This window comes from Rahnella sp. AA, assembly GCF_002834385.1.
Classification (GTDB): domain Bacteria; phylum Pseudomonadota; class Gammaproteobacteria; order Enterobacterales; family Enterobacteriaceae; genus Rahnella.
Map to the genome: position 1 here is coordinate 155,891 of NZ_PITQ01000006.1, position 20,538 is coordinate 176,428.

The following is a 20,538-nucleotide window of genomic DNA, read 5'->3' on the forward strand; positions in this document are numbered from 1 at the left end:
TATATCTTAGCAATATTTTATGCAACGATTTCAAAAAAAACCGGCCATCGCGAAGAAGGCCGGTTATTTAACCGCAGAACGTGGGTTACGGGCTAACGCACCGCCCCGTGCAAGAACATACCGACGGCGCTGCTCACCATCTGGCGGATTTCCGCAATTTCCAGCGGTGCCGGATTACGCTGATAGACGCGCGTATTGGTTTGCGCCGTCACCAGCGCCAGAAATTGTAAGGCACGCAGATGCGCATCGGCCTGCGCCAGTTGCCCTCGATCCATCGCACTGCCCAGGAATTTTGCCAGAATATCGACGCTTTCCCGCGGGCCGGCATCATAAAACAACGTGCCGATTTCGGAATGCCCGGACTCGGCGATCACCATGCGATACACCGCCAGCGCGGAGACATCATTAGTCAGCACCATCAACATTCTTTCGCCAAAACGGGTGAGGATGGTTTCGAGATCGGCATCCGCCCACGTTTGGGTCAGATCGCTGACGGCGTCGGAGAGATGCCCGGTGGCATAGGCTTTCACCACCGCCACCAGCAAGGCTTCTTTCGACGGGAAATAGCTGTAGAGCGTGGCTTTTGAACCGCCGAGACGCCGGGCGAGCTCATTCATTGACGCGCGTTCGTAACCGGTTTCCTGAAACAATTGCGCTGCGGCATCGATAATCGCCTCCCTGCGGGCTTCGGTGCGGACTTTCATCTCCCCTCCTGACGTTGCTTTTACGGCCACGGCCAAAAACCGTCGTGGCGAAACTGTACGGTACAGTTCCCTCATCGCCCCACTCTAACGATGGGTTAGCGCCTTGTAAAGCGACCCGCATAGCCCATTTTTCAGAACGAAGTGCAAAGATTTCGTTAAGAAGCGTATTTTTATTTACCATTTTGTTGATAACAATTATCAGTATCATTATCATTCGCACAAAGCCGAAATGGGTAATGACTGAAAATAAACCCATATTTTATAAGGATAGCGGCTTTTTCACGGAAGAATTGAATACAGATGACCAGCGCGTCTGATTTGTCGAAAGGCAGTAAATGCGAGCAGAACTTAAAAAATCAGTGCAGGACTAAAAACAAATGTTCAAATCCTTTACACAGCAGGGTTTGGTGAAAAACGTCATTTTCATGGGGACGATTCTCACCACCACCTTTAACGTTAATGCAGCGGAAGCAGTTAAAGAAAGTACCGATCTCACCGCCAATAAAGTGCAACCTTCTGACACCGTCAAGAAAAAACCGGTGGTACGCACTGCGCAAGATCTGGCGCAAAACAATGAAGAAGTGATGACCGTCACCGAAACGATGCCGGATAAAAAACCTGGCTCGAAAACCACCATCACTGCGGCAGAAATGCAGAAAAAAGGGGGTAACGATTTCGGCACCATCATGCGTTATGAACCCCTGATCACCGCAACCGGCTCCAGCGGCGGCTCCGGCAACGGCAAAAGCGGCTTCGACCGCAGCGGATATACCGGCTATAACATTCGTGGTCTGGAAAGCAACCGCGTCAGCATCGACGTTGACGGCATTCCACAGCCAAATGCTACCGGCCGCAGCTACGCCAGCCGCGCGGGTTTAGGCACATCCGGCATCGGCCGTGATTACATTGACCCGTATATTTACGGTCAGGTAGACATCGAATCCGGCGCTACTTCCGCCGAACGCGCCAACACCTCCATCGGCGGTGCTGTTTCCTTCCTGCCAAAAACCGCAGACGACTATCTGCGTCCGGGCAAAGAAACTTACTTCGGCTACCAGTCTGATTATGACTCTTCAGACCGTTCATGGCACAACGGCATCACCGCAGCTGCGGGGGATGAGACCCTGCGTGGCGTTGTGGCTATCAGCCGCCGCGACGGTCAGGAAACCAGTAATAACAGCGGCACGCATGATGCTTATCCGGCTAACTGGCACTCTGATGCCATCATGACTTCCGCTATCTGGCAGCCAAATGATGCACACAAATTTACCGGCACGCTGGATTACTACGAAAAAGTCAATCACACCCATTACGATGCGTGGAACAGCGCAGGCAGCTCCATTCTGGGCACCGCGCAGCAGCAAAGTAATACCCGCCGCTGGGGCGCAAGCCTGAAAGACGAATGGACGCCGTTCAACGATTATGTCGATGCGGTCGTTTCCAAAGTCTATTACCAGTACACCCAGGCGCACGACAACACCTACATGCCGAACGCCAGCAAAGAGATGATGAACGTCTATTCCGACTACGACGTCAGCACCTATGGCGCGGAAACCAGCTGGCTGAAAACGCTGGGTCGCCACGAGCTGAGTGCCGGGATCAACGGTCGCATCTCTAACACTGAACGTCCGTTCCGCGAAAGCCCGGATCAGAGTGTTTACACCACCATCATGCAGCCTGAAGCCAACAGCCGTTCTTACGTTCTCGGCGGTTTCCTGCAAGACACCATGAAGTTTGACCTCGACGGCCATAACTTCTCCATCGTGCCGGCGGTGCGTGTGGCGTACCAGAATACAAAAGCGACAGACTTGTCAGATTTGTCTAACAGCACGGTGTCTGAAAGCCAGGTTTCGACTCTGTACGGTAAAGCCAACTCCGATACACAGGTTCTGCCATCACTGGCATTCACGTATGACATCACGCCTAAACTGATGACTTACCTGCAATATCGTCGTGGCGCGCAGTTCCCGGATGCCAGCCAGCTTTACGGTTCCTGGAACCTCGGTTCTTCTTATGCCGCTTCTCAGCAATATGCGCTGATCGGTAACACCAATCTGAAAACCGAAACCAGCAACAACTTCGAATGGGGCATGAAAGGTGAAGCGACCGAAGGCGTGACCTTCAAAACGGCCGTGTTCTACAACACGTACAAAAACTTCATCGCCAATACCCGTTACACCCGCTCGGCTAACCCGGGCATGTTCACCAACGTACCTTCCAATATTTATACGATTTATCAGGCCGAAAACCGCGATGAAGCGTTTATCTACGGGGGCGATCTGAGTACCAAAATCAACTACGGTACGTGGTTCAGCAGCGTTGACGGTCTGAGCACCAGCTTCGCACTGGGTTACGCCAAGGGTGAATCCAAATCCAGCTACGCGGGCGACAAATACGTTGATATCGACAGCGTTCCGCCAATGAAATTTGTAGCCGGTGTGGCATGGGATGATCCGTCAGGCATCTACGGCACGGCGCTGACCGCAACCTTCGTGAAAGGTAAAAAAGCCGAAGCGACCAACCGTCAGAGCTACACCAACGCCGGTACACCGATCACGGATTCCACCACGGAATACATGAACGTGCCTGGCTACGGTTTGCTTGATGCAACGGCCTACTGGAAAGTGGCGAAAAACGTAAAACTCAGCGGGGGCGTGTATAACATCACCGACCGTAAATACTGGGATTACCTGAGCAGCCGCACGCTGACTGAAACCACCAATCAGGATGCATACAACAAAGCGCTGGCCGTGATGCCGGGCCGCAGCTTCCAGTTGGGCGTGAATGTCGATTTCTAAGCGATAATTCATCACCCGAAAAACCTGAGCGCTATGTGAAAACATGGCGCTTTTTTTATGCCTGACAATACGGCCATAAAGTGCGGGGACGCACATCAGAGCGTGTCGTAAACCCGTAGACTCCTTGTTTCCTCCCCTTTATTTCACTGAGAGATTACATGGACTTAATCAGAAAACCGCTCGCGCTGGTGCTCGCCCTGTTGCTGCCCGTCAGTGCAGGCGCAACCACTTTCCTGACGTACACCGATCATGAACCGCCGGGCGGCACGCGCACCCGCTTCATCAATGACGTTTTCTTCCCGGCTATCGAAAAAGAATCACAGGGCCGCCTGAAAATTAACGCCCACTGGGGCAGTGAACTGGCGACCGGCTATAACGCGCTGGGCGTTATCGGTGAGGGTTCGAAAGCGGATATGGGCACCGTTGTACCTGAATACGTGGCAAAATCGCTGCCGTTGCATCAGATTTTTAAAAGCTTTCCCGCCGGGCCGACCGGTGACAAACAGATCGCATTCTTCCGCCGCGTTTACGCCGAAATTCCGGCTTTTCCTGCCGAATTACATCACGAAAACGTCGTGAACATTTTCTTCGGTACCGGTTATCCGGTGGCGTTTTTCAGCACGCATCCGCTGAACAATCTGCAAGATATCCGGGGCACGACGTGGCGTTCGGCAAGTTTCTGGCATCAGGATTTCCTGCGACATGCGGGCGCGAAGCCGGTCACGATGCCGTGGGGGCCGGAAACGGTGAAAGCGTTTCAGACCGGCGCGCTGGACGGCATTATGGTCAACGTGGACAGCGGTTATGATCTGAAAATCCAGAAGATAGCACCCGACGTTTTAGTCTCGCGGGAGCTGTGGCTCGGCCACGTTTATCTGCTGGTGATGAATGAAAAAGTCTGGAACGCGTTGGCGAAAGCCGATCAGGATGCCATTCACCGCGCCGCAGAAACTGCCTACAAAACTGCCGGTCAGGCGATGGACAACGGCTATATAAACCAGCTGGATGCGCTGCGCAAAGACGGCGCAAACGTCCGTGAACTTCAGCACAGCGAAGTGGAACACTGGCAAACGGTGAGCCGCTATCCGGAGATTCAGGCCGCGTGGGCAAAAGAGCAAACTGCAGCAGGCGTGACACAGGCGGCTCCGGTGCTGGAAAAAGTCCGTGCAATTTTGGCGGATGAGATGAGGTAAATAAAGCCGATCCGGCAGAGGTGGCCGCCTTTGCCGGAACCCGTTTGTTCACCCTTCCCCGCAAACCGCTATTTGTCACACTTTCTCTTTTTTACTTTCATAACTGAACCCACCTGTACATTTTCTTGACAGGAGAATTGTCTTACTTCATAAATGCACCGTACTGTACGGTTTAATGAAAAAGTAAACCGACATCCCGCTGCATTTTTTCATAAGAAGGTAAGACGTATGTCTGCGTTAACAAACAGCTATCCGCTGGCAGCTTTGATTTCTTTAGGTTTATTAACGGGGTGCGCGAGTACCCAGCCTGTGCCCTACACCGGGGTCACTTCTTCTTCCCAGATGAAACCTGACACGCAGGATGAATCCGGGCATATCGCTTTCAGCTACAACACGCCGGTCGACTGGAATAAATATTCCCGCGCCATTGTGGATCCGGTGGTGATTTATCAGGGAGCGGATGCCCAGTTTGATGACGTTTCTCCTGAACAAAAACAACAACTGGCGGCGCATATGCAGCAGGTCTTCGGCAAAAGCGTGGCGGAGCGGTTCCCGCTGACCAACGCCATCACGCCGGGCACCTTGCGCATTCGTCTGACGCTGACCGGCGCGGAAACCAGTACGCCGTTTGTCGGCACGTTCACACGCTTTGACCTGATGGGCGGGCCGTACAACATCGTGCAGTCAATCCGCGGCAAACAGGGGTCGTTTACCGGCTCGGTGAGTTATGCGGTGGAAATCTACGATGCGCCGGGCAATCAGCTGCTCAAATCCTATATCTCACGCCAGTACCCGAACTCACTGAACATCGGGGCGACTTTTGGCGCGCTGAGTGCGGCAGAAACCGGGCTGGAGAAAGGCGCGGATCAGTTGCAGGACCAGCTGAAATAACCGGCTGAATCAGAAAGGGCTCGTGATGAAAATCTATCCGCAGCAAATCATCTGCAAACACTGCGACAGCCTGTATACCCGAAAATCCGTGCGGCCCGGCGAGGCCGCACACTGCCCGCGCTGCCGGGCGGTGTTATATCGGGGAAGCTGGCTGAGTCTGGAACAATGGTTCGCGCTCACCCTCACGGCGGCGCTGTTTTTTATCATCGCCAATGTTTTTCCGGTGCTGGAAATCGGCTTCCACGGCCAGTCGCAGGCGGCCACGCTATGGCAAACCGCGATGGCGCTGGCACACAGCTATGCGTCGCCGCTGGCGATCCCGGTGGCGTTGCTGATGATTGTCTGCCCGTGTTTGCAAATTTTGCTGCTCGGCTGGGTGTTATTTCACGCGTGCAGGAAAAAAGCCGCGCCCGGTTTTGCCTCCGCCATGCGTTTGCTCGCCGGGCTGGCACCGTGGAGCATGGCGGAAGTCGCGCTGCTGAGTATCCTGATTGCCGCCATCAAACTTTCCGGCCTGGTTGAAATCACCACCGGACCCGGCACCTGGGCGTTACTCGGCCTGTGCATGCTGTTGCCGGTAATTAATCATCAGGATTTCCAGCCGTTATGGACACTCAAAACCCTCCGCGGCTACCGCCCGTGATGCCCGTTCAGGCGTTACCGCAGGGGCTCGTCCGCTGCCACGTTTGCGGGCTGGTCTGCGAGCATGTTTCCGGCGTTCATTGTTTGCCGTGCCCGCGCTGTCATGCGGCGCTGCACCCGCGCCAGCCGGACAGCCGCAGCCAGTCATGGGCGTTTTTGCTGACCGCTCTGCTGTTGTATTTACCCGCCAATTTACTGCCGGTGATGTACAGCTCATTTGCCGGTCACGGCGGTGAAAACACCATCCTGGGCGGTATCGCAGAATTCTGGGCGTCCGGTTCATACAGCGTCGCTACCGTCATTTTTATCGCCAGCGTGGTCGTACCCTGCGCCAAATTCCTGATCCTCGGCGGGCTGTTGCTTGCCGCCGGAAAAGGCGAAGCCAAAAGCCGCGTTCGCCGCACCCGCCTGTACCGCCTGACGGAATATATCGGGTACTGGTCGATGCTCGACGTGATGGTTGTGGCACTGGTCGCCGCACTGGTGCAGTTCCCCGGTTTCAGCACTGCCGAACCTCGCATCGGCATTGTCTTTTTTGGTGCCGTGGTGATTTTTACCCTGCTGGCCGCCATGAAGTTCGACCCGCGTTTGATTTGGGAAAATAACAAGAATGAGTGAAAACGTTTCTCCGGCACCCGAAATCACACCGCGCCGCTGGCGTCCGTCGCTGGTCTGGCTGGTGCCTGCCACCGCTGCGGTGATCGGGCTGTTTTTGTTTCTTCAGATGTGGGCATCCGCCGGGCCGGAGATTTCGATCACGTTCCAGACCGCCAGCGGATTACAGGCCGGAAAAACCGAGGTGAAATACAAAGACGTCACCGTCGGGCTGGTGAAAACAATTACTCTCAGCCCCGATGGCCACCGCGTACTCGTGACAGTGTCACTGATGAAGAATGCCGAAAGTCTGGCGAAAGAAGACACCCGCTTCTGGGTTGTGCGCCCGCGCGTGGGGATGGGCGGCGTGTCCGGTATCGATACCCTGCTTTCGGGGGCTTATATCAGCCTCGACACCGGCACCTCAGACAAACCGGGCAACGTATTTCGCGGGCTGGAAACGCCCCCCACGGTCATCAACGGCATGCCCGGCAGGCAGTTTGAGGTAGTAGCGGATGATCTGGGGTCACTGGATATCGGCTCAGCCGTCTATTACCGTCGCGTGCCGGTCGGGCGGGTATCGTCCTACGCGCTGAGGCCGGATGGTAAAGGCGTCAGCCTGAACATTTTTATTGATGCACCTTATGATCGATTTGTGACCACGGCCAGCCGGTTCTGGAACGCCAGCGGTGTCGATCTCTCGCTCGATTCTGAGGGCTTGCAGATCAAAACCCAGACAATGGCCTCGGTCATTGCAGGCGGTATTGCATTCGCTAATCCGCCGGATAACGTCGCAGCCGCTCCTTCGGCCAGCCACAGCGTGTTTACGCTGGCTGGCGATCAGGCATCCGCCATGGCACAACCCGACGGCACACCACAGATACTTCAGCTACGTTTCCAGCAGTCCCTGCGCGGCATGAAAACCGGCGCACCGGTAGAATTCTCCAGTGTGAAACTCGGTAAAGTGACCGCCATCGATCTGGATTACGAACCTGCCGGTTCACGGTTTGTTTCCGTCGTGACGATCGAGGTATACCCGAACCGTTTAGGTCGTGTGCTGGACAAACTACCGAAACCTGAGAAAGACAGCCAGAAACAGGCCGCCGTTTTCCTGCGAGATATGGTCAGACATGGCCTTCGGGCACAGGCGCGCACCGGGAATTTACTGACCGGGCAGCTGTATATTTCGCTCGATTTCATCCCGAACGCCGCGCCGGTTTCTTACGATATCAGCGCAAGGCCGCTGCGCATTCCGACGCTGAACGGCGGATTTGATCACCTTCAGGAACAGCTCGCGACGCTCATCGGCAAGGTTTCGAAGATGCCCATTGAATCGATCGGTAATAATCTCAACGCCACACTGGGCAATCTCAATCAAACGCTGATTCAGGTCAACAGCCAGGTTCTGCCGCAAACCAAGCAGACGCTCGGCACGATGAATCAGACCCTGACCCGGGCCGAAACCTTGCTGGCGGAAGATTCGCCGCTGCTGCAAACGCTGGCTGAATTCCAGCGCACATTATATTCCCTGCGTACCCTGACCGGCCTGCTCACACGTCAGCCGCAGGCACCGATTACCGGCAGATCGGATGATAAAAAGGAAAAGCCATGAAACTCGCCCGAACCGCCAGCGCGGCATTTGCCCTGCTGGTCTTAAACGGCTGCGCGTCTTCCGCACCGCACTATTACACGCTGACCACTGCCGCCGCACCCGTGGTTGCCGGCTCCGCGCCTTTTGTCATCCGCGTGAAACCGGTGAATGTTGCGGAACGGCTCAATCAGCCGCAGCTGATGGTGCATCAGCGCAACGGAGAACTGCTGATTTCGGATAACGCACTCTGGGCTGCGCCGTTGCCCGAGGAGATCCGCGCGGCGCTGACTGCGCGGCTTGAACATTCTCTCAATACCACGGACACCGCCGCACTGACCGCATCGCCAGACAAACCGGTGATCGGTATCCGTGTGTCAGTGGAACAGTTTGACGTCTGGCAAGGTGAGAAAGCGACGATAGCCGCCACCTGGCAGCTGGATTTCGGTAAAGACGGCGGGCAACTCATCTGTCAGGCGCAGCATCAGCGTGCAATACCGGAAGGCACTCAGGAGCGGGTGATTATTCAGCAGAAACTGGTGCAGGACGTGGCGGATGACATCACTTTTTCCGTGCTACAGCGCCGCTGCGGCTGACTTTTTCGCAATGCTTACAGTGTAAAACGACCCTGATAACGGATTTTTTTTAGTCTTTAAAAATCAAAAAGATAAAACAAGCGTTGATGTTAAGAATTGTCAACACGGGGAAAACCCGCCGAATCACAACGGGTTTAAAATTGTTTAAAAACAATGAACTAACGCTATCCTTACGTTGTTTTGCCTCTCAAGATATATCTTGATCCGGCTCGCACACAAGATATATCTTGAACGCCTCTGGTCACCTGGCAGAAGGAAAAATGATGATCCCCCCCGAACCGGTCACCCGCCGCAAAAGCAAATTGTTTACGCGTCAGGAACTGACGTTGTTTGTGCTGCATTTGCTCCAGATAAACCCGGCGCATGGCTATGAAATCATTAAAACCATCGAAGGCTACTCGATGGGGGCATATATCCCCAGCCCCGGCGTAATTTATCCGATTCTGACGTTTATCGTCGAAGAAGGCTTTGCCACAGCAACCGACATTGAAGGAGGCAAAAAGCAGTTCACGATGACACCTGCCGGTTCCGCTTTTCTGACGCTCAAAAGAAAAGAAATTCGCGTCATCGAAGAAAAAATGAAAACCCATGTGATCAACAACAGGCCACCACCGGCACCCGAACTGCTTTACGCCATAGAGAATTTAAAAATCACGATACGCGCTAAATTTTACAACGGAGAAATTACCCCGGAGAAATATGCCAAAATTATTGAATACGTCAACGACACGACGCGGAAAATAAACGAACTCTGATTAACCTTTGCGTTAATGACTGCATTTAAATAAATCCGATTAAACCCGGACTGTTTTATTTCGATAAAACGGCCAGGGATTCTTTTTGCCTTTTTTTTATTTCGTTACTATTTACGGACACCAAAATGCCATCAAAACTTTTGCCATTACTCATTATTATGGGGCTGAGCGGATGTGATAATTCGCAAACGGTCCCGCAATCTGTTCCGCCGGTCGAAGTGGGCGTCGTCACGCTAAAAGCACAACCGTTTAATCTGGTCAGCGAATTAACCGGGCGCACCACCGCTACGTTAACCGCCGATGTCCGCCCGCAGGTCGGCGGAATTATTCAAAAACAGCTGTTCACCGAAGGCAGCATGGTGAAAGCCGGCCAGGCACTGTATCAGATTGATCCCTCTTCTTATAAAGCGAGCTACGATCAGGCCGCAGCGGCGCTGAAGAGTGCCAATGCGCTGGTGATTTCCGATTGCCAGAAAGCTAAGCGCTACGCGGTGCTGGTGAAGGAACAGGGCGTGTCGCAGCAGGACGCCGAAGATGCGCAGTCCGCTTGTGCCGAAGACCGCGCCAGCGTGGATGAAAAAAAGGCGGCGCTGGAAACGGCAAAAATCGACCTCGACTGGACACGCGTCGCCTCACCGATTGCCGGACGCATCGGGATCTCGTCCGTCACGCCGGGCGCGCTGGTTTCAGCCGCACAGGACACGGCGCTGGCGACCGTGCGCAATCTCGATTCCATGTATGTCGATCTCACCCGCTCGAGCGCCGATTTGCTGAACCTGCGTAAACGCGCGCTGGCAACCAACAGCGATACGCTGGCCGTCATCCTCACGCTGGAAGACGGGTCGGTATATCCCGAAAAAGGCCGTCTGGAACTGACCGAAGTGGCCGTTGATGAGGCTACCGGTTCTGTGACACTGCGCGCCGTATTCCCTAATCCGCAACACGTTTTACTGCCGGGGATGTTTATCCGCGCAGATGTGGATGAAGGCGTGATCGAAAACGCCATTCTCGCCCCGCAACAGGGTGTGACTCGCGATGCCAAAGGCGATGCCACGGCGCTGGTAGTGACCGCGGACAACAAAGTGGAACAACGCAGCGTCGTGACCGGCGAAGCCAACGGCACAAACTGGTTGATCGTCAAAGGATTACAGGCGGGTGACCGCGTGCTGGTAGAAGGTAGCGACAAAGTCTCGACCGGCGATACAGTGAAACCGGTTGAAGTGAATAATACTGCCGCCACGAAAAGCACAGAAGGAGCCGCCTGATGTTTTCCCGCTTCTTTGTGCGTCGCCCGGTTTTCGCCTGGGTGATTGCGATTCTTATCATGATGGCCGGGGTTATGGCCATCCGCACGCTGCCCGTCGCGCAGTATCCGGACGTCGCCCCGCCGTCAGTCAAAATCAAAGCCACTTACAGCGGTGCAAACGCCGAAACCCTTGAAAACAGTGTTACGCAGGTCATCGAACAACAGCTGACCGGGCTGGATAATTTGCTCTATTTCAGTTCCAGCAGCAGCTCCGACGGTTCTGTTGATATTACCGTAACCTTCAAGCAAGGCACCAACGCCGATACCGCACAGGTTCAGGTGCAGAACAAAGTGCAACAGGCCGAATCACGCCTGCCAACAGAAGTGCAGACTGCGGGCGTGACCGTCACCAAATCGCAGTCGAGCTTCCTGCTGATCATGGCGGTGTACGACAAAACCGACAAAGCCAGCAGTTCGGATATCGCCGACTGGCTGGTAAGCAACATGCAGGATCCGCTGGCGCGCGTCAGCGGCGTCGGCAGTTTGCAGGTTTTTGGTGCCGAATACGCCATGCGTATCTGGATGGACCCGACCAAACTGGCCGCTTATGACCTGATGCCGTCTGACGTTGAAACTGCCATCGAAGCCCAGAACGTACAGATTTCTGCCGGGAAAATCGGGGGTCTGCCCGCTTCCAATACCCAGCAACTGACCGCCACGGTGCGCGCGCAGTCACGGCTGCAAACGCCGGAGCAGTTTCGCAATATCATCGTAAAAGGCAATACCGGCGGTGCGATTGTCCGTATCAGCGACATCGCGCGCGTTGAAATGGGCAGTGAAGATTACACCGCCACTTCACAGCTGAACGGCCATCCGGCCGCCGGTATGGCGGTCATGCTGTCGCCCGGTGCCAACGCACTGGACACCGCCACGCTGGTGAAAAATACCATCAGCGAATATCAGCGCAGCATGCCGAAAGGCTATGACGTCGCGTACCCGAAAGACAGCACGGAGTTTATCAAAGTCTCCGTTGAAGATGTGATCAAAACGCTGATCGAGGCCATCGTGCTGGTGATCGTGGTGATGTATCTGTTTATGCAGAATTTACGCGCCACGATTATCCCTGCGCTGGCGGTACCGGTCGTGCTGCTCGGGACTTTCGGCGTGCTGGCATTGTTTGGTTACTCAATCAATACCCTGACGTTGTTTGCGATGGTGCTGGCGATTGGTTTGCTGGTGGACGATGCCATTGTGGTGGTGGAAAACGTCGAGCGAATCATGCGCGACGAAGGGCTTTCCGCACGCGAAGCCACCGAAAAATCGATGGGCGAAATCTCCGGTGCGCTGGTTGCCATCGCGCTGGTGCTCTCCGCCGTCTTCCTGCCGATGGCCTTTTTCGGCGGCTCGACCGGCGTGATTTACCGCCAGTTCTCCGTCACGATTATCTCCGCGATGGCGCTTTCTGTGGTCGTGGCGCTGACGCTGACACCCGCGCTGTGCGGTGCTTTCCTGCGTCACAAACCGCAATCCACCACTGGCTTCTTTGGCGGGTTCAACCGGCTATATTCCCGCACGGAGCATCGTTATGAAAACGGTGTCACGCACGTTCAGCGCCGCCCGGTCGCGATGGTCCTGATTTACGGTGCCATGGCTGCGCTGATGGGCTTGCTGATGTGGCAGTTGCCAACCAGCTTCCTGCCGTCCGAAGATCAGGGCGAGATTATGGTGCAGTACACCCTGCCAGCAGGCGCAACGGCGAACCGCACAGAAGCCGTCAATTCCCGCGTCACACAGTGGTTTATGGATAAAGAAAAAGACAATACCAACGTCATTTTCACCATTACCGGCTTTAACTTCAGCGGCAGCGGCCAGAACGCCGGGATGGCCTTCGTGTCCCTTAAAAACTGGGACAGCCGCCCCGGCACGGCCAACACCGCGCAATCCATCGCCGGGCGTGCAATGAAAGATCTCGCGGTGATCCGTGATGCGAAAGTCATTGCCATGACGCCGCCGTCGGTAGACGGTCTGGGGCAAAGCAACGGCTTCACCTTCGAGCTGATGTCAACCGGCGGCACCAGCCGTGCCGACCTGCTGAAACTGCGCACAGAACTGCTGGCGATGGCGGCAAAAAGCCCTGAGCTGCAATCCGTCCGCGCCAACGATCTGCCACAGATGCCACAGCTTCAGGTGGATATCGACAATAACAAAGCCGTGGCGCTGGGATTAACACTGAGCGACGTCACCGATACCCTGAGCAGCGCCTGGGGCGGCACCTACGTTAATGATTTCATCGACCGTGGCCGCGTTAAAGAAGTGTATATCCAGGGCGACAGTCAGTTTCGCTCTAAACCGGCTGACCTGAACAAATGGTTTGTACGCACCAGTGACGGCACCAGCATGACGCCGTTCTCCGCGTTCGCCACCACACACTGGACCTATGGCCCGGAAAGCCTGGCGCGCTACAACGGCTCAACCTCCTATGAAATTCAGGGCGAAAATACCGACGGATACAGCTCCGGTGCCGCAATGGCAAAAATGGAAGCGCTGGCGGATAAATTGCCTGCCGGTTCGACCTGGGCGTGGAGCGGATTGTCGCTGCAGGAAAAACTCGCCAGCGGGCAGGCGCTGAGCCTTTACGCTATCTCAATTCTGGTGGTGTTTTTGTGCCTCGCCGCGTTGTATGAAAGCTGGTCCGTCCCCTTCTCGGTCATTCTGGTGATCCCGCTCGGTCTGCTGGGTGCATCCCTTGCCGCCGAACTGCGTGGCCTGAATAACGACGTGTATTTCCAGGTCGCGTTGCTGACCACCATCGGGCTGTCGTCGAAAAACGCCATTCTGATTGTCGAGTTCGCCGAAGCGGCGCTTAAACAAGGCAGCACACTGACCGCCGCCGCGCTGTCAGCCGCCCGTACCCGCCTGCGCCCGATCCTGATGACATCACTGGCCTTTATCGCCGGGGTGATGCCGCTGGCCGTAGCCACGGGTGCCGGTGCCAACAGCCGTATCGCCATCGGGACCGGCATCATTGGCGGCACCGTGACCGCCACCTTACTGGCTATTTTCTTTGTTCCGCTGTTCTTCGTTCTGGTGAAAAAAGTGTTCACCGGCCACAAAGACGCGCAGGAGTAAGCATGATTTTTCGTCTGAGTATTATTTCTCTGTCGCTGCTGCTGGCAGGCTGTATCTCGCTGGATCCCCATTATCAGCGCCCCGCTGCGCCAGTGCCTGCTGTCTGGCCGGCCGGCAGCCAACCCGCAGCGACCACAGTATTGAGCGACTGGCAGCACATTTTGGCCGATACGCGCCTTAACGCGGTGGTCGCACGGGCGCTGACCAGCAACCGCGATATGCAGGAAGCCATCGCCGATATCGAAGCCGCTAAAGCGCTGTACGGGGAACAGCGCGCCAGCCTGTTCCCGACGGTGGATGCAGAACTGTCGCAGACCCGCAGCCGCACGCAGGATGCGGGTGTCAGCAGCAGTGCGACAGCCGACGGCGCGGTCAGCAGCTTTGAGATTGATTTATTTGGCCGTAACCGCAGCCTGAGTACCGCCGCAAAAGAAACCTGGCTGGCGAGCGAGTCCACGGCGCAGAACACGCGTCTGACGCTGATTTCTGAAACCAGCACGGCGTGGATCACGCTGGCAGCCGACAACAGCAACCTGAAACTGGCGCAGGACACCCAAAAAAGCGCCGCCGACTCGTTGCGCATTACACAGCTGCGCCAGAAAGAAGGCGTGGCGTCCGGCCCGGATGTCAGTTCATCGATGGCGATTTACCAGCAGGCACGCGCCAGCGTCGCCAGTTATCAGACGCTGGTTGCGCAGGACATTAACGCGCTGAACCTGCTGGTGGGGGATACCGTGCCGCAAAACCTGCTGCCGGGCACATTGGAAAGCCTCGCACCGCAGGCCATTGCGCTGGTGCCTGCCGGTGTCTCGTCTTCCGTATTATTGCGCCGCCCGGATGTGCAGGAAGCGGAACATAACCTGAAAAGCGCCAACGCGGATATCGGTGCGGCGCGTGCGAATTTCTTCCCGACGCTGTCGCTCACCGCCAGCGCAGGCGTCGGCAGCAGTTCGCTGTCGAATCTGTTCAGCCACGGCGCGAATGTGTGGTCTTTCGCCCCCAGCCTGAGCCTGCCGCTGTTCACCGGTGGCAGCAACACGGCGCAACTTCGCTACGCCGAAGCGGAGAAAAAGGGCCTGATCGCCGCGTATGAAAAATCGATCCAGAGTGCCTTTAAAGATGTCGCTGACGCCCTCGCCCGACGCGCAACGCTCAGCGAACAGCTGGACGCCCAGCAGCAATATGTCGCGGCCGCACAGCGCAGCTACGATCTGGCGCGCCGCAGTTACGAAACCGGTGCGGGGGACTACCTGACCGTTCTGACCGATCAGCGTTCCTTATGGTCAGCGCAGACCGATTTGATTGCGCTGCAACAGACCGATTTCGAAAACCGGATCACCCTGTGGCAGTCGCTGGGCGGCGGCGTGGAATAACCCCTCAGTTTCGGATACACCGCACGGATGCGGTGTTTACCCGATGTGCCTTTTTAACCTTCAGATAACAACTCCCCTTGTTTCGTCACCTCTTAGGCGTTATTAATACCCCCATGATTGACATGCCACAGTAATGATTACCCTGTAAGGAATACGCGTTATGAACAGAGAACTGAATGATTTTGAACGTTTTGTCATTGAGAACAAAGGGACAGAGCGGCCTAACACCGGCGAATATAACGACCATTTTTCACCCGGACGTTATGTCTGCAAAAGATGCTCAGCTCCGCTGTATACCTCAGCGCATAAATTCGAGTCCCACTGCGGCTGGCCAGCTTTTGATGATGAAATTCCGGGCGCGGTAGAACGGGTGCCTGATGCTGACGGGCGCAGAACCGAAATCGTCTGTGCTAACTGTAAAGCACATTTAGGGCACGTCTTTGAGGGGGAATATCTGACCGAAAAGAATTTGCGTCACTGTGTTAATTCAGTTTCGCTTATTTTTGAAAGCGCCGATGAGCAAGGGAATTATCATCAGGCGTAAGTCCGTAAAATAAAAAAAAGGGCCGCACAGGGGCAGCCCTTAAAAGGAAGAACTCCAACAATATTATAATGGCATGATGTTTTACCATAAATGGTTGCTCAATAAACATCATGCACACATTATAATTGAATCCGTATCAAACTCTATTCTCATTACGTCTGCAAAAAGTAATAAGTTTGTAAGCCGGACATATTATTACCACGTTTTGCCAATATTAAACTGGAACTGTTCTGCGCTATCACCTTCATATTTCACCAGCGGCTGAGCGTAAGAGAATACCAGCGGACCTAACGGCGATTGCCATTGCAGTGCAATACCGCTGGAAACACGGATATGCATCGGATCACCATAATCCGGAATACCTGCCGCTTCGGTCGCCGACGTATTTTGCCATTTGGTATCCCACACCGTACCGGAGTCCACAAAGAACGATGTGCGCACGGAACTGGCGTATTTTTCGCTGATAAACGGCGTTGGCACATACAGTTCAGCACTGGCGATCGCCATCGCATTCCCCCCCACGGCATCGGAAGATTTATCCACCGGGCAACTGGAATAGGACGTGTCGCTGGTCGTGCATTTGTAATAAGCCGCTTTCGGGCCGATGGTGTTAGACGAGAATCCTCGCACTGAGCTGGAGCCACCCGCATAGAAGTTGTCGTAAAACGGTACATCGTTACCGCCAATTCCTGCTGCATAACCGGCTTTGGCGCGGCCCATCAGAACCCAATCCGATTTATCACTCAGCGGAATGTAATGGTTGGCGTCAAAGGTAATCTTGTAATAACTATCATCCGAGCCCGGCGTGGTCACTTTTGCGCTTAAGCTGGCGCGGGTGCCCGATGACGGGAAGAAACCCCGGTTGAGATCGTTATACGCCCAGCCTACACTGGCGAAAAAGTCGTTGGTGCGCAGTTCGGCGGTACTGTTGCCGGATGTCACCACGCCCGGCTGTACGCCACTGGCGTTCAGATAACGCCACACCGCCACCTGGGGTTCCATATCGCTCAGCGTGCTGTGAACATAGTCCAGCCCCAGGTTCAGCGTATTATTTTCACTGACCGGCAGGCCAAGATTAACGCCCGTGCCGTAGCTTTGCAGGTTGTACGCAGCCAGATCATCATCTTCAGCGTCGTAATGGTTGTAGAACACTTTGCCGCCAAGGCTGATACCGTCGACGGTGTAATACGGATTAGTGGCCGAGACTTCAACATATGTCTGGTAGGTATTTCGGGTTCCGCTGAAACTGACGGTATTACCGCTGCCCAGCCAGTTATCCTGCGTCACGCCAAGCTGATAGCTGATACCGCTGTCGGTGCCATACCCGATACCGACGTTGAAAGTGCCGGTGTTGCGTTCTTTGACTTTGTATATCACATCAACCTGATCGTTTGATCCCGGAACAGGCTGTGTATCGACATCCACCGTCTCAAAATAGCCGGTCCTGTTCAGGCGGTCTTTGCCCTTTTGCACCAGATCATTGCCCAGCCACGCGCCTTCCATCTGCCGCATTTCGCGGCGCAGCACTTCATCTTTCGACGTGTCATTGCCTTCAAAACGAATCTGACGAACGGAATACCGGTTGCCGGTGTCGACACTGATCCGCAGTTTGACGGTTTTAGCAGCGTCGTTAATATCACTCTGTGTGGTGACGTGCGGATAAGCATATCCGTAGCGTCCCAACATATTTTTAATATCGCCTTCGATTTTGGTGACTTTCGCACCGCTATATAATTCGCCAGATGGGATCACCGCCAGCGCTTCGATTTCTGCCGAATGCCCGGCCATACTGCCGCTGACCTCGACTCCGGAAAATTTATATTGTTCGCCTTCCGTAATATTGACGGTAATATAAATCCCTTTCTTATCCGGCGTTAAACTCACCTGTGTTGAGTCAATAGTAAAACGCGCATAACCCCGGTCGAGATAAAAGCTGCGAAGCGTTTCCAGGTCACCGGACAGTTTTTGTTTTTGATATTTTTGATCCCCCAGAATATTCCACCAGGGCACCTGATCGCGCAGCTGAAAATGAGCAACCAGGTCATCGTTGGTGAAAGCTTTATTCCCCACAATATTGATTTGCTGAATTTTAGCCGAAACCCCTTCCGTAAAGACAAATTTCACATCCACACGGTTACGCGGCAACGGCGTCACCACCGCTTTCACGCTGGCGCTGTATTTACCGACGCTGTAATAGAAATCTTCCAGGCCGTGCTCAATTGAGGAAATCGTGGTGCGATCCAGCGCATCGCCGACGCGGACCCCGGAGGCATCCAGGTTCTGTTTCAGCATGTCATCTTTGATAGCCTTGTTGCCAGAGAAGGTAATGCTGGCAATGGTTGGCCGTTCTTTCACCTGCACAATCAGTGTATTATCCTCCTCCAACACCTTCACATCTTCAAAATTCCCGGTCGCAAACAGCGAACGAATTGTCTGGCTGATATCGTCATCCGATATCGTATCCCCCACACGCACCGGGATGCTCAGCAAAGCCGCACCGACGGTTACCCGCTGCAACCCTTCGACGTGAATGTCCTTTACGACAAAGCCGCCGGCGGCATAAACCGGGATACTGCTGAACAGCAGCGACGCTAAGAGTATTTTTTTCATTGTCATTTAACGAAAGTCTTCCGAACAGTGAATGTTGGAAATCATCCTTTCCAGCACTGCGCTCTGTCATTAAGGCTGGTGAGTGATCTGTGCCCGCTGTTTTTCCTGCTGATAAAATCCACCGCGAACGGAAAGATTTTGCTCACAGAAAAAACAACCTCGCTAACAGACTGTGGGATATACCGGAGGTTCATCGGCGAAGTTTTGATTTTCATAAAACACGGGATTCGATTACGCATTACTTACGTTATTTTCACGAGGCGTACAGTTGTGGCTTTCAGTAAGGAACACGGCGGCTTCGCGGCGGAGAAGGAGAGGTGCCCTCATTTGGGTTGACGGTGAAACGTCATCCTTTGAAATAATAGTAAACAGAGATTCACGCCACCTGTTTATTATTAAATCCGGCTAATGATTCCCGCTTAAAATAATAGTGTAAATTATCACGAAAAATAACAGCAACGTCTCTAGGATTTTTGCTTTCGTTGTTATTTACGAGAGAAGTTAACATCCTTTCACAAAAATTAACATTATCAGCAAGGCTGAATTAACCCGGCTGTGACGCGTTTCAAAATATAAAAACGCTCTCTCCTGTATATTTATCGGGTAAATATCTTACCGTTGGTATTGCAGGCAGGCTTAATGAATAACAAATATAAACTGCATGAATTTCTTGATGTAAAAAGACTTCAAACTCTCCAGGACAATTTCAGTAAATCCATGATGATCGCCCTGGTGGTGGTGGATCAGGACGGCGTGCCGGTGACGCAGGCCAGCGGGTTCTCTGATTTTTGCGCCCGCTCACGCCTCAACGAGGCGCTTGCGACACACTGCTATGAAAGCGATAACGCCGGGGGCCGCGCGGCCATGCAGGCGGGGAAACCGGTAGTCTATCGCTGCTACTGCGGATTCGTGGAATTCGCTGTGCCGATCATGATCAATGACCATTATCTGGGCGCGTTTATCTCCGGTCAGGTGAAAGTCGAGGAAGAGAAAGAAAATACCATTCCCTACATTCTCGATAATCATGAAATATGGAAAGAAAATACGTGGCTGATCGACTTACATCAGGATGCCAAACGGATGCCTTACGACCGTTTTGAATCTACGGCATCGACATTACTGCACGTCTCTTCTTATCTGGTCGAACAGGCGCACACCAATAATATTCAGCGTGAACTGCACCGCAAAGATCTCGAATTGACCGACGAGCTGCGTAAACGCGTTGAGATTGAGCGTTCACTGCATGAGGCCGAATTTAAAGCGCTGTCGTATCAGATTAACCCGCACTTCTTATTTAATGTATTAAATACTATTGGCCGTCTGGCGTATCTCGAAGATGCCCAGAGAACCGAAACGATGGTGCATGATTTTTCCGATATGATGCGCTATTTATTACGCAAAAATAATCACGGGCTGATTACGCTGAGCCATGAAATTAATTATGTCACCAGCTATATGTCCATTCAAAAAGTCAGAATGCACGATCGTTTTGATTATCACTGCGATATCCCGGAAAAGTATTCTGACGTGGTTTGCCCGTTCCTGATTTTACAGCCGCTGGTCGAAAATTTCTTCAACTACGTTGTCGAACCGCGCGATACCAGCAGCCAGCTGCGGATCAGCGCCCGCGACGACGGCCACGATGTCATTCTGGAAGTCAGTGACAACGGAGATGGCATTTCACAGGCCGATATCGCCAATATTTTATCCGGCGATGAAAACCGTCAGAAAGGCGGTATCGGTATCAATAATATTAAAAACCGGCTTCAGCTGTTATTCGGGGAAAACTATGGGCTGGAAATTTACAGCGCCCATAAACCCAGAATGGGCACCACGATTACACTGAAATTCCCCATGCTGGAAGCCTGACAGACC

At 54.0% G+C, this 20,538-nt stretch carries 15 protein-coding genes; 13 read left to right on the forward strand and 2 right to left on the reverse strand.

The features are described from left to right. Nucleotides 1-92 precede the first annotated feature (92 nt). The gene (locus CWS43_RS15840; protein ID WP_101077981.1) at nucleotides 93-704 is read right to left on the reverse strand and encodes a TetR/AcrR family transcriptional regulator; all 612 of its coding nucleotides are present in this window, start codon (nucleotides 702-704) and stop codon (nucleotides 93-95) included. Nucleotides 705-1,081: 377 nt separating this feature from the next. Here CWS43_RS15840 and CWS43_RS15845 point away from each other — a divergent pair, with 377 nt between their 5' ends. The 12 genes from CWS43_RS15845 (at nucleotide 1,082) to CWS43_RS15900 (ending at nucleotide 16,053) form a co-directional block, all read left to right on the forward strand. Then, nucleotides 1,082-3,502: a TonB-dependent receptor domain-containing protein gene (locus CWS43_RS15845; RefSeq protein WP_101077982.1), complete on the forward strand. Its 2,421-nt coding sequence runs from the start codon at nucleotides 1,082-1,084 to the stop codon at nucleotides 3,500-3,502. A 158-nt stretch (nucleotides 3,503-3,660) separates the two neighbouring features. Further along, nucleotides 3,661-4,695, forward strand: coding sequence for a TRAP transporter substrate-binding protein DctP (dctP, locus tag CWS43_RS15850; RefSeq protein WP_101077983.1), 1,035 nt, complete (start codon nucleotides 3,661-3,663; stop codon nucleotides 4,693-4,695). Nucleotides 4,696-4,923: 228 nt separating this feature from the next. After that, nucleotides 4,924-5,586 carry a DUF3313 domain-containing protein gene (locus CWS43_RS15855; RefSeq protein WP_101077984.1) on the forward strand — a complete coding sequence of 221 codons (663 nt, stop codon included), beginning with the start codon at nucleotides 4,924-4,926 and terminating at the stop codon, nucleotides 5,584-5,586. A 25-nt stretch (nucleotides 5,587-5,611) separates the two neighbouring features. Further along, entirely contained in the window at nucleotides 5,612-6,229 is a 618-nt protein-coding gene (locus CWS43_RS15860) for a paraquat-inducible protein A (RefSeq protein ID WP_101077985.1), read from the forward strand. Further along, a complete protein-coding gene (locus tag CWS43_RS15865; RefSeq protein WP_369825878.1) occupies nucleotides 6,193-6,846 on the forward strand; it encodes a paraquat-inducible protein A in 654 nt (217 codons plus the stop codon). The genes CWS43_RS15860 and CWS43_RS15865 overlap by 37 nt, the downstream gene beginning before the upstream one ends. Further along, the gene (locus CWS43_RS15870; RefSeq protein WP_101077987.1) at nucleotides 6,839-8,434 is read left to right on the forward strand and encodes an intermembrane transport protein PqiB; all 1,596 of its coding nucleotides are present in this window, start codon (nucleotides 6,839-6,841) and stop codon (nucleotides 8,432-8,434) included. The genes CWS43_RS15865 and CWS43_RS15870 overlap by 8 nt, the downstream gene beginning before the upstream one ends. After that, entirely contained in the window at nucleotides 8,431-9,006 is a 576-nt protein-coding gene (locus CWS43_RS15875) for a membrane integrity-associated transporter subunit PqiC (protein WP_101077988.1), read from the forward strand. Before CWS43_RS15870 ends, CWS43_RS15875 begins: the two co-directional genes overlap by 4 nt. A gap of 260 nt (nucleotides 9,007-9,266) precedes the next feature. Beyond that, on the forward strand, nucleotides 9,267-9,761 hold the full coding sequence (locus CWS43_RS15880; RefSeq protein WP_232777009.1) for a PadR family transcriptional regulator: 495 nt from the start codon (nucleotides 9,267-9,269) through the stop codon (nucleotides 9,759-9,761). A gap of 125 nt (nucleotides 9,762-9,886) precedes the next feature. Beyond that, nucleotides 9,887-11,026: an efflux RND transporter periplasmic adaptor subunit gene (locus tag CWS43_RS15885; RefSeq protein ID WP_101077990.1), complete on the forward strand. Its 1,140-nt coding sequence runs from the start codon at nucleotides 9,887-9,889 to the stop codon at nucleotides 11,024-11,026. Further along, nucleotides 11,026-14,136, forward strand: coding sequence for an efflux RND transporter permease subunit (locus tag CWS43_RS15890; RefSeq protein ID WP_101077991.1), 3,111 nt, complete (start codon nucleotides 11,026-11,028; stop codon nucleotides 14,134-14,136). The genes CWS43_RS15885 and CWS43_RS15890 overlap by 1 nt, the downstream gene beginning before the upstream one ends. A gap of 5 nt (nucleotides 14,137-14,141) precedes the next feature. After that, nucleotides 14,142-15,509 carry an efflux transporter outer membrane subunit gene (locus CWS43_RS15895; RefSeq protein WP_157825409.1) on the forward strand — a complete coding sequence of 456 codons (1,368 nt, stop codon included), beginning with the start codon at nucleotides 14,142-14,144 and terminating at the stop codon, nucleotides 15,507-15,509. A 160-nt stretch (nucleotides 15,510-15,669) separates the two neighbouring features. Then, nucleotides 15,670-16,053 (forward strand): methionine-R-sulfoxide reductase, encoded by a 384-nt coding sequence (locus CWS43_RS15900; protein WP_101077993.1) that lies wholly within the window; start codon nucleotides 15,670-15,672, stop codon nucleotides 16,051-16,053. A 195-nt stretch (nucleotides 16,054-16,248) separates the two neighbouring features. On the opposite strand, the gene bamA is transcribed toward CWS43_RS15900, so the two are convergent. Then, nucleotides 16,249-18,669: an outer membrane protein assembly factor BamA gene (gene bamA / locus CWS43_RS15905; protein WP_101077994.1), complete on the reverse strand. Its 2,421-nt coding sequence runs from the start codon at nucleotides 18,667-18,669 to the stop codon at nucleotides 16,249-16,251. A gap of 633 nt (nucleotides 18,670-19,302) precedes the next feature. Here bamA and CWS43_RS15910 point away from each other — a divergent pair. Further along, nucleotides 19,303-20,532: a PocR ligand-binding domain-containing protein gene (locus CWS43_RS15910; RefSeq protein WP_101077995.1), complete on the forward strand. Its 1,230-nt coding sequence runs from the start codon at nucleotides 19,303-19,305 to the stop codon at nucleotides 20,530-20,532. Nucleotides 20,533-20,538: the final 6 nt, after the last annotated feature.

Bases quoted from the DNA above. Each gene is read 5' to 3' on its own strand.
- CWS43_RS15840 (WP_101077981.1), bottom strand. From the start codon at position 704: ATGAAAGTCCGCACCGAAGCCCGCAGGGAGGCGATTATCGATGCCGCA.
- CWS43_RS15845 (WP_101077982.1), top strand. From the start codon at position 1,082: ATGTTCAAATCCTTTACACAGCAGGGTTTGGTGAAAAACGTCATTTTC.
- dctP (WP_101077983.1), top strand. From the start codon at position 3,661: ATGGACTTAATCAGAAAACCGCTCGCGCTGGTGCTCGCCCTGTTGCTG.
- CWS43_RS15855 (WP_101077984.1), top strand. From the start codon at position 4,924: ATGTCTGCGTTAACAAACAGCTATCCGCTGGCAGCTTTGATTTCTTTA.
- CWS43_RS15860 (WP_101077985.1), top strand. From the start codon at position 5,612: ATGAAAATCTATCCGCAGCAAATCATCTGCAAACACTGCGACAGCCTG.
- CWS43_RS15865 (WP_369825878.1), top strand. From the start codon at position 6,193: ATGGACACTCAAAACCCTCCGCGGCTACCGCCCGTGATGCCCGTTCAG.
- CWS43_RS15870 (WP_101077987.1), top strand. From the start codon at position 6,839: ATGAGTGAAAACGTTTCTCCGGCACCCGAAATCACACCGCGCCGCTGG.
- CWS43_RS15875 (WP_101077988.1), top strand. From the start codon at position 8,431: ATGAAACTCGCCCGAACCGCCAGCGCGGCATTTGCCCTGCTGGTCTTA.
- CWS43_RS15880 (WP_232777009.1), top strand. From the start codon at position 9,267: ATGATGATCCCCCCCGAACCGGTCACCCGCCGCAAAAGCAAATTGTTT.
- CWS43_RS15885 (WP_101077990.1), top strand. From the start codon at position 9,887: ATGCCATCAAAACTTTTGCCATTACTCATTATTATGGGGCTGAGCGGA.
- CWS43_RS15890 (WP_101077991.1), top strand. From the start codon at position 11,026: ATGTTTTCCCGCTTCTTTGTGCGTCGCCCGGTTTTCGCCTGGGTGATT.
- CWS43_RS15900 (WP_101077993.1), top strand. From the start codon at position 15,670: ATGAACAGAGAACTGAATGATTTTGAACGTTTTGTCATTGAGAACAAA.
- bamA (WP_101077994.1), bottom strand. From the start codon at position 18,669: ATGACAATGAAAAAAATACTCTTAGCGTCGCTGCTGTTCAGCAGTATC.
- CWS43_RS15910 (WP_101077995.1), top strand. From the start codon at position 19,303: ATGAATAACAAATATAAACTGCATGAATTTCTTGATGTAAAAAGACTT.